Annotated in this window: 6 protein-coding genes and 1 rRNA gene; 3 read left to right on the forward strand and 4 right to left on the reverse strand. The window is 65.9% G+C overall.

Features of this window, described 5'->3' with window-relative positions; translation table 11 throughout:
• A 16S ribosomal RNA gene (locus LHA35_RS26875) occupies nucleotides 1-113 on the reverse strand; the annotation flags it as partial.
• 1,200 nt (nucleotides 114-1,313) lie between these two features.
• Here LHA35_RS26875 and LHA35_RS26880 point away from each other — a divergent pair.
• A complete protein-coding gene (locus tag LHA35_RS26880) occupies nucleotides 1,314-2,000 on the forward strand; it encodes a ParA family protein (RefSeq protein ID WP_226614186.1) in 687 nt (228 codons plus the stop codon).
• The gene (locus LHA35_RS26885) at nucleotides 1,997-2,365 is read left to right on the forward strand and encodes a hypothetical protein (protein ID WP_226614187.1); all 369 of its coding nucleotides are present in this window, start codon (nucleotides 1,997-1,999) and stop codon (nucleotides 2,363-2,365) included. The genes LHA35_RS26880 and LHA35_RS26885 overlap by 4 nt, the downstream gene beginning before the upstream one ends.
• Before the next feature lie 68 nt (nucleotides 2,366-2,433).
• Here LHA35_RS26885 and LHA35_RS26890 read toward each other — a convergent pair whose 3' ends face one another.
• Complete coding sequence (locus tag LHA35_RS26890) at nucleotides 2,434-3,072, reverse strand: hypothetical protein (RefSeq protein ID WP_226614189.1); 639 nt, start codon at nucleotides 3,070-3,072, stop codon at nucleotides 2,434-2,436.
• A 234-nt stretch (nucleotides 3,073-3,306) separates the two neighbouring features.
• Nucleotides 3,307-4,473 carry a helix-turn-helix domain-containing protein gene (locus LHA35_RS26895; protein ID WP_226614192.1) on the reverse strand — a complete coding sequence of 389 codons (1,167 nt, stop codon included), beginning with the start codon at nucleotides 4,471-4,473 and terminating at the stop codon, nucleotides 3,307-3,309.
• A 230-nt stretch (nucleotides 4,474-4,703) separates the two neighbouring features.
• On the opposite strand from LHA35_RS26895, the gene LHA35_RS26900 reads away from it, so the two are divergent.
• Nucleotides 4,704-5,789 carry a tyrosine-type recombinase/integrase gene (locus LHA35_RS26900; RefSeq protein WP_226614193.1) on the forward strand — a complete coding sequence of 362 codons (1,086 nt, stop codon included), beginning with the start codon at nucleotides 4,704-4,706 and terminating at the stop codon, nucleotides 5,787-5,789.
• Between the two features lie 21 nt (nucleotides 5,790-5,810).
• On the opposite strand, the gene LHA35_RS26905 is transcribed toward LHA35_RS26900, so the two are convergent.
• A complete protein-coding gene (locus LHA35_RS26905) occupies nucleotides 5,811-8,066 on the reverse strand; it encodes a GNVR domain-containing protein (RefSeq protein WP_226614194.1) in 2,256 nt (751 codons plus the stop codon).
• Nucleotides 8,067-8,978 lie beyond the last annotated feature (912 nt).

Below are 8,978 nucleotides of genomic sequence, written 5' to 3' on the forward strand. Positions count from 1 at the left end.
ACATTCCTACGCGTTACTCACCCGTCCGCCGCTGCCGTTGCCGGCCGCGCGACTTGCATGTGTTAAGCATGCCGCCAGCGTTCGCTCTGAGCCAGGATCAAACTCTCAGGTTCATCAGCGCAACCAAGCCGAAGCCCGATCACGCAGATGCCTTTTCGATCAGGCTCCGCTCACCACTCTCGATGCAGCGCTCGCCATCCGGTCACTGTGCCTGCAGCCAGACCCTGATCACAGGATCGGACGAGCAGGACACGACCACGGCGTGCGCTTGCTTCCAAAAGACCGATACGATTGTCAAAGACCCATGCCCCTGTAGCCGGCTCGCCATGCCATCGCACAGCGCCAAGCCGATACTGGAACACCCTACATCGCTGCAGGACAGCGGCCTCACGCTGAAAGCATGAAGCCTTACCCACAACAATATGGTCTTTCCTGCCCTCCATTACCAGGGACGCCGGAGCGTCTCGGCCGGGGCGGGAGGAGGTGGACCACCTCGCTGCGGGGGGCGGCTTATGACGCCCCAAAGCCCCCCCGTCAACACTCTTTTTCGCAGAAAAACGCCGCCGGCTGTTCGTTGCGCAATCAGGCGGCCCAAGCCGGGCCAGGGGCTCGACCAACCGGTTTTCGGAAGCGGCTGATCCCGGGTAGCGCCGGATCGGGACTAACCAGGATGCACAAGGGAAGGAATGTCAGCCCGGCACAGCCGGTGTCGTCCACCATCACGCCACGAAAAGGGGCTTTTTGGCCCTCGATATGCTCTCCACTCGGTACGGCGGTACTCCAGCCAGCACCGGAAAATCCCGGCCGCCTCACCACCCGCCTGGGCTGCCACCAAGCCAAAAAAAAGGCGGCACCGGAAGGCGCCGCCGAGTTTAGGGAGGAAACGTCCAAGAAAGACAGTAGGCGGCGTACCGCCTTGCTGCGGCGCACAATCTAGTGCCGGTAGCGGCTCAAGCAAAGAGCAATCGCATCGCGATCGGCCATGCGTTTTTTTCATGGATCCCTGAGAGCCATGCACTCCCTGGCCGCGATTGGGGTTCTGCCTCAGGCTCCACCAGGGTTTCCCCATCGTGCCGCCATGCCAGTCTGAGCCGGCCGAAAAGGATGTCACATCAATTGCGGCAGCCAGGACTGGCCTGATGTCACGCCCGAGGCAGCCATTTGGCAGATCTTGGCTGAAGAGCCGGGTAGCTGGACGAAAGTGGGTGCCGCAATTAAGCTATCTGGTAGCTATCTGGTAGCTATCTGGTAGCTATCTGTTGACTTTCTGGTACTATAAGTGGCAGAATCGGATTGATCCCAAGGGCCTTCCTATGCCGACCATCGTCTTCGCCAGCCCGAAGGGCGGCGCCGGCAAGTCGACCTCCGCTGTCATCCTGGCTTCGGAATTGGCCCGCAAGGGTGCTGCCGTCGTCCTCATTGATGCCGACCCGAACCGCCCCGTCACGGCCTGGGCCAGGCGCCCGGGCAAGCCGGAGAGCCTCGAGGTTGTCGCCGACGTCACCGAGGACACAGTCATCGATGAGATTGAAGCGGCTGCTGCGCGCGTGCCCTTCGTGATCGTCGATCTCGAAGGGACGGCCAGCATGACCGTCGCCTATGCCATCAGCCGCGCTGACCTGGTTCTCATCCCCTCTCAGGGCAGCCAACTCGATGCCGCCGAGGCAGCCAAGGCAATCCGGCTGATCCGCCAGCAGGAAAAGGCCTTTGCCCGCCGGATCCCGCATGCGGTGCTGTTCACCCGCACCAGCGCTGCCATCCGGCCACGCACGCTCCAGCACATCCGGGGCGAGTTCGAGACGCATGGCGTCCCTGCACTCGAAACGCAGATGCATGAGCGCGAGGCCTACCGCGCCGTCTTCAGCTTCGGCGGCACGGTCGACAATCTGAATGCCTCCCAGGTCAGCGGACTGGAGGGAGCGATCCGGAACGCCCGGGCCTTCGCCGCGGAAGTCGTGGCCTTGCTGCGCCAGGCGCAGGCGAGGGAGGCCGTGGCATGAGCGGCAAACGTGCGGGGCTGTTCGAGGAGGGGCCGGATGTCAGCGACTTCAAGCCGAAACCGCCAGCCCGTGCCGAACAGGTGAAGGCCGTCGCCGAGCAAGCCGGTTTCCGGAGCCGCGATCCCCTGGTGCAGGATCGGCCCGCGGAAATAGGCCAGCCCGAACTCCCCGCGACTGCGCGGCCCATGAGGCGCGAACAACGCCGCTATAGGACCGGGCGGAACCAGCAATTGAATCTCAAGGTGAGGGCGCAGGACGCCGAAACCTTCTACGCAATTGCCGACGCGCAGGGCTGGGTATTGGGAGAAACCTTTGCCCGGGCCATCGCGGCCCTGGCGCGAGAGCTGGAAGGGGAAAAAGGATAGCTACCAGCTACCTGATAAGTACCTTTTTGGTAGACTTTTGGGGCTTGCGGGAAGCCTCTACCTTCATCTCAACGCTGACGGTTGCTCCAATGCTGTGCCGCGCGGCCACGGCGCACGGCCCCCGCGACCAGCCAGCGCTGCCCGGGTTGCGGTGACCGCATCGTGGCGCGGCCAACCGGCTTTTCAGCCTCGGCACTCTCGGCAACAGTCTGGGGCTTGGTGAGCGGAGCGACAAAGGCTGGTGGCGCCGGCCGGGGATCAGTGCTCATCGCAGGGCGCTGACGTCTGCGGCGTGTCGGCCTGGGCGGCGCCTCATGATCCACCGCTACCGTGACCTCCGCCCTGACGTCCTCCCCTGCCTTGGCTTCGGCTTCGGCTTGCAGCTGGGGATCAGGCTCCATGGCACCGGTCGCCGACGATGCCTCGGATTGCTGCCAGGCAGCAAGATCACGCTGCTGCTGCACCCCCTCCTCGATCAGCTGCTGCAATGTACCGGCGGTCTCGTAGAAGCCGTCCCCACGCGTAGCCAGGATCGGCTGCCCGGCCGCATAGAAGACCTTCCGCTGCATGGCGAGGCGTTGGACCTGCGCGGGCGTCGCAGGCTGGAAGGTGACACCACAGGCTTCCGCCGCGGCGATGTCTTCAGGGCTGAGTTGCAAGCGATGACTCTCAAAGAAAAGCAAACAGAACTGTCGGAACCCGACCATGGTCCCAGATAGGAACGCTACCGCGTTTTCTGGAGACATATCCCGATGATCGGCGCCAGATCATAGAGGGCTCCGGGCGGCGTCGCCACGTCGTGTCCCGTGGGCTGCCAGCAATCCTGCGACACCGGCATGCTCATTATGCCGTCCACCGCGCGGCGGGATGGCAGGCCAAGGCTGCGCGCCTGCCCCACGCATTTCCTGCCTTAACCAAGCCAGGACTTCGTGGGCGGAGTATCAGTTGATGGCATAGGCACGAAAGCTCCGCCGGCCCGTGACCTCGCGCAGGATACCAGCCGCCTGCAGCCGCTTGAGCAGCAAGAGCGCTCCCTGGGGCGTCATGCCGAGCTGGCTTGCGAGGCCACGCGCCGTCACCGCCGGGGCCCGCAATGCCGCCGCGGCAGCGAATGGCAACAGATCCTGCCGGCCACTGGTCGTCAGGCGCGCGACCGTCACTTCCGCATCACGCAATCGCCGGAGTTCCGCGGCGCCCTCGGTTGCGGCCGCGGCGACGCGCCCGAGGAAGGCCGCGAACCAAACAGCAGGATCACCGAAGGGCAGCACAGCGGGTCGGCCACCAGGCGGCATCGCCCAGAAGGGCAGAGGAATGGCCCGCAAGCGCTTCCGCCGCCGCACCACAGCCGCCGCGAACAGCAGGGCTTGTGCGGGATTGGGATCACACCCGTCCAGGATCTCGGATGCCATCCAATTCGCCGCCGCCCCCGCCGCAGCCAGCAAGGTCGGCTCCCCACCAGAGCGGGGTGCCACCAGTATCTCTCGACGCCAAGTGGCGAAGGGCGCAGGCCGCAGTTGCAGCGGTGTGGCGGTTTCTCCCTCCAGAGCCTGCAGCATGGTGGTCGCTGCCTCAAGCGAGGCAAGCGGATCCCAACTGGCCAGGGTCGCTAGGCGCCGCAGGGCGCGGGCGAGCGCCAGCCCTTGCAGTAATGTTGTCCCATCGGGCAGGTGGTCTGCCTCGGCCTGCAACAGGCGGTTCGCCCGGCCGGTCCCGCCGAATAGCCCGGCGGTGGCGGGCAGGGCGGCCGTGCCGCGCCCCGCCAGGGCAGCCGCCGCGAAGCCACCGAGCAGACCAGCCTCGGCCAGGGCCAGGTCACGGGGATGGATCCAGGCGCGGCCGGCCGCAGCGGCCAACCACCCTGCAGCCTCGGCAAAAGCCAGTCGCGCGACAAGCCCTTCGCGAACCGGCTCGGATGCAGCCTCGACGCTGGCATCCAGGCGGGAGAGTGCATCCTCTGCGGCAGCAAGGGGACCGATCAGGGCCTGCCAATTGGGTCCTCGGCTCGTGAGGCGCCGGGCCCTGGACGGGGTCAGCCAGGGTGGCGCAGGCGCTTCCGGCGTCGGGTCATCCTCCCAAGCTGGCCGCCAGGGATCATGCTCCTCCGACATATCCTGGCGCTTGAGGGGAGGGTCGGGCGAATCGCTGCACACCAGCCCATACTTTAATTACCGCAACGGCTTACAAACCCATATGAAATCGTAGCAGGCATTTTGTTTCGTCACTTGGTCGCTTTTGTCAGGCACCCCTGGCCGGGTCGGCGTGGCACATATTGGCTGCGCTTTATTATGTCCGCTAATTGACATTTTCGGACAAAGTTTATGCCAGGCAGGCCCCCGCCATGGACAGCGCCCCCGACGACACCGACCTGATCCTGGAAACCAGCCTGTTCGGTCCCCTGCTGGTGCCCGGTGCTGCCGATCAGGCCGAGGAATTGCAGGCCCTGGCGGCGCGCGCTGCGGTCTATGCCACCAGGGCCAGGGGGGAGGGGACCCGCCGCGCCTACCGCTCTGCCTGGCGGGCCTATGAGAGCTGGTGCCGGGGCCTCGGCCGCGAACCGCTGGCCGGCGACCCTGAGACCATCGCCATGTACGCCGTCCGCCGCGCCGATGAGGGCCTCACGGTAGCCTCGCTCCGGGTCCACCTCGCCGCCATCCAGGCGGCGCACAGGCTGGCCGGCATCGCCCTCGACCCGCGACACCCGCGCCTCGTCCTGGTGCTCGAGGGTATCGCCCGCACGAAGGGCACCCGCCCGCGGAAGCGCGCCGCTGCCGCCGGGCCGGACACGCTCCGCCTCATGCTGGCGGCCCGCCCCCCGGCCGATACCGCCATTGGCGCCCGGGACAGGGCCATGCTGCTGCTTGGCTTCGGTGCGGCCCTGCGCCGCTCCGAGCTTGCGGGCCTCGCCCTGGGCGATGTCGAAGCGGTGCCGGGGCGCGGGCTCCGCGTGCTGGTGCGCCGCTCCAAGACCGATCCCCGCGGTGCCGGCCAGGAGGTGGCGGTCTGGGCCAACCCGGACGAGCCGGGCTTCTGCGCCGCGGCCGCGCTTGTGACCTGGTTGGCGCACCGCCGCCGGGCCGGAGATCTGACCGGCGGCACCTCGGATGCGGAGCGGCCGCTGTTCTGCGCCGTGACCAAAGCAGGCAGGCCGACCGGTGCCGGCCTCTCTGACAAGGCCGTCTGGCGGCTGGTCAGGCAGGCCGCCCACGACGCCGGCCTGCCGGAGCCGGCACGCTACTCCGGCCACTCGCTGCGCGCCGGCCTCGCCACCGCCGCCGCCGAGGCCGGTGCCGGCCTCGCCGACCTCATGCGCCAGACCCGACACCGCTCCACCGACGTGGTGCTGGGCTATCTCCGCCCCGCCGAGCTCTGGCGCAACAACGTCACCGAGCGCGTGTTCCGGGGAGGCCGGAGCGAGGCGCGTTGAGCGGCAGCCTGCCGGTCCCTGTCACGCCCTTGCCTGCGCTCCCAGGTGGCGCGCGGAGCCATGGCTGAACACGCCATAGCTCTTGAGCCGACGTGTCTGGACCCGGTTGAGCACAACCCCGAGCAGCTTGTCATGGCCAAGGCCATCGATCAGCTCGGCAAGGGCCTCGCCCTCCAGGCCACCCCAGCTGGTCACCAGCACGAGGCCGTCGAGCAGTTCGGCCAAGGCCCCAGCATCGGCATTGGTACCCGAGGGGGGCAGATCAATTACGACCCTGTCGTAGCCGGCGCGCAACGCCGCCACCAAGCGATCGGCACGTCCCGGAGCCAATACCCGGGCCGGGCGCGCCGCCGATCTGCCGGCGGCGGCCGGCAGGAAGTGCAGGCCGGTCTGCGTATCCCGCCAGACCACCTGGTCGAGTTGCATCGCCCCTTCCGCGACCTCGGCCGCGCCACCGGCATTCTGCGGTGCCAGAGCGCGCGTGAGATTCGGTTGCCGGAGATCGAGATCGACCAGCAGGGTGCTATGGCCACTCTCGGCGAAGGCCTGCGCCAGGTTGGCCGCGATGGTGGTGGCACCGTCGCCAGGCTGGGAGGCAACACAACCGATCACCAGGCCGCCATGGGTGCGACGGCGCCAGGTGGTGCGCAGGGCGATGCCGCGCAGCGCTTCGGCGAAGGGCGAGTCAGGCTGGTCGGCGACCTGACGCAGTGCACTCGGCTGGGTAGCGAGTTGCCGGACGGCAGGCTCGGCCTCGCTGCCGCCGCTGGTGACGCGCAGCCGTCCGGGCAGCCATGGCACCAAGGCAAGACAATCGTGCCCGGTTGCCAGCTTGACCTGGGCCGGCGTGCGCAGGCCGCGGTCCAGCAGTTCCCGCATCACAGCGAGGCCGATACCGACGACGAAACCGAGCACCATCCCGACCGCCAGGACCAGGATTGTCTGCGGATGGCTGTGCTTGAGCGGCGGCTGCGCCGCCGTGACGATGCGGGCCTCGGGGATCGGGAAGGACTGGTCCTGCACGGCCTGGGTATGGCGCTGCAGGAAATTCTCGTAGATCGTCCGGTAGCTGTCGGCCGAGCTCTGCAGCGACCGCAGCATGATCCGGTCGCTGTTGGCGGCGGCATAGGCCGCCGCCAGCTCGGAGAGCTGGCGGCCGATCTGCGCCTCGGTCGCCTTCGCCACTTCCAGCTCGCCGCGATAGGTATCCGAGATGCGGTTCAGCTCGTTCTGAATGGAGCGCTGCAGCTCGGCCATTTCATTGCGTGCATTGACGGCGGCGGCGTGGTTGGCGCCGAAGCGGCCCGACCACTCGGACTCGCGCCGGCGAGCATCCAGGTATTGTTTGCGCAGCCCGACAATGACCGTGTTCTCCAGCGCCTCGGGCATCGTCGCATCAGCCAGCCGATCGGTGTTGAGCGAGCGGATGCGATCGAATTTCGACTGCGCGTCGGCGACTCGCGCCCGTGCCGCGCTGAGCTGGGTGCTGAGCTCTCCGAGTTGCTGTTCGGCGAACTGGCCCTTGTCGGTTTCCAGGATATTGGCGCGCGCCTTGTAGTCCTGCACGGCACGGTCAGCCGCAACTGCTTCGCTCCGCAGTTCGGCCGTGCGGGCCCGCAGCCAATTGCTTGCCTGGCTGGAAAGCGCAGACACGATGGCAAGCTGGTCCTGCAGATAGCCCTCGGCCACCGCATTGGACAGCCTTGCCGACAGCACCGGGTCTGGTGTCCGCACCGAGACCTCGACGACTGCGGTCATGCCTATGCGGCGGATCGTGATCAGCTTCTGCAGCTTCTCGGCGGCAATGATCTCGCGCCGCTGCGTGTCAGCCTCGCCGTCGCTGCCGGTCCGGCCCATCAGCCCTCCGGCCACATGGATGATCGTACCAATGATGCCGCGACCGATGCCGTTGAAGCTGGGGTCATTCAGCAGATCCAACCGCCGGACGACCTGTCGTGCCAGGCCGCCCGAGCGCAGCATCGTGACCTGGCTCTCAACCCAGACATTCTCGTACTGAGAGTCGGCAATGATGGGCTGCTGGCGAAAAGGATTGGTGCGCCGGATATCGATCAGCAGCGATGTGGTGGCAATGTAGAGTTGCGTCGCCACCAGCAGGTACAGCATAGCCAGTCCGGACACCGCGGCGGCTGAGCCGACGATCGTCATCCAGCGCCGCCGCAGGAAGCGAAGCATCGCCGGAAGCCAATGGAAGGGCGGAGGCTCCTGCCCGAGCGGCTGCGTCGCCAGTGCTTCGGACGGATGGTAAACGTTCATCATGTAGCGGACATCCGAACGGAACTGGGCCTGACGGGGCTGGGGAGGTGATTGCCGGTGCCCATCGGCCGCCGACCGAATGACAGTACGGACACCATGCGCGGCGCCACCAAACCACAACCAAAATGCTTTCTGGTTTGATGATGTGTCAACTTAAAGGTTTTTGGCCGGCCTGATGCCCTCATGCCACCAGGCTTAATTCCAGGCAGACGATGGTCCGCATCCTTGAGGCTGTTGCGACTGTCAGGAATGGGTATGACAAGCAGCATGCCGCTCCTCTATCCCAGCCCCCTCGTCTCATCAAGAAAAGTTGAATTAATTTGCAAGGAAAAGACCTTGCCAGCTATCTGATCGCAGACGGCGTGCCTTTGCACGGCGGGATGTCTCAGTGACGGCCACTTTCAGTCAGCCCCGATCTGCCGCGGCACTGGATGGACGGCAGATCATCGGGCCCCTGGTGTACGCTGAATCCGCGGCCTTTTGTTGCTTCTTGGATGCTTGGCAGGTGAGGGCCAGCCCATTCACCTGCCATTGTAGAAGCATTCTGTGCGCACCCATCCTAAATTAATGCAATAAAACAAATAAAATATCCACACATCAATCTTTCAGCCGGCAAATCTAAGTTATGGGCCAGAATCGCAATATGCCCATGAATCTCCAAAGCGGCATATTTGACGTAGAAATGCCGCTGATTCAGCGTGCAATCATGACAACCGGGCAGCAGGAAGTCCTGGCCTGCGACCAGCGTCTTTCGGTGAAATGCGTCAGCATTTCATGAGAACAGTAAACCCACTGGCTAGTGGATCGCGCCTGACGGAAGAGTCCTGGTAGGGATTCCGGCGCCCGGCCCGGCATGCGAGTCTGGGCCATGCGCACAGGCATTGTCGTCGAGGTGAGCGCCGCCGACCGAACCCG

It is taken from the genome of Roseicella aerolata (assembly GCF_020523605.1).
Classification (GTDB): Bacteria; Pseudomonadota; Alphaproteobacteria; order Acetobacterales; family Acetobacteraceae; genus Paracraurococcus; species Paracraurococcus aerolatus.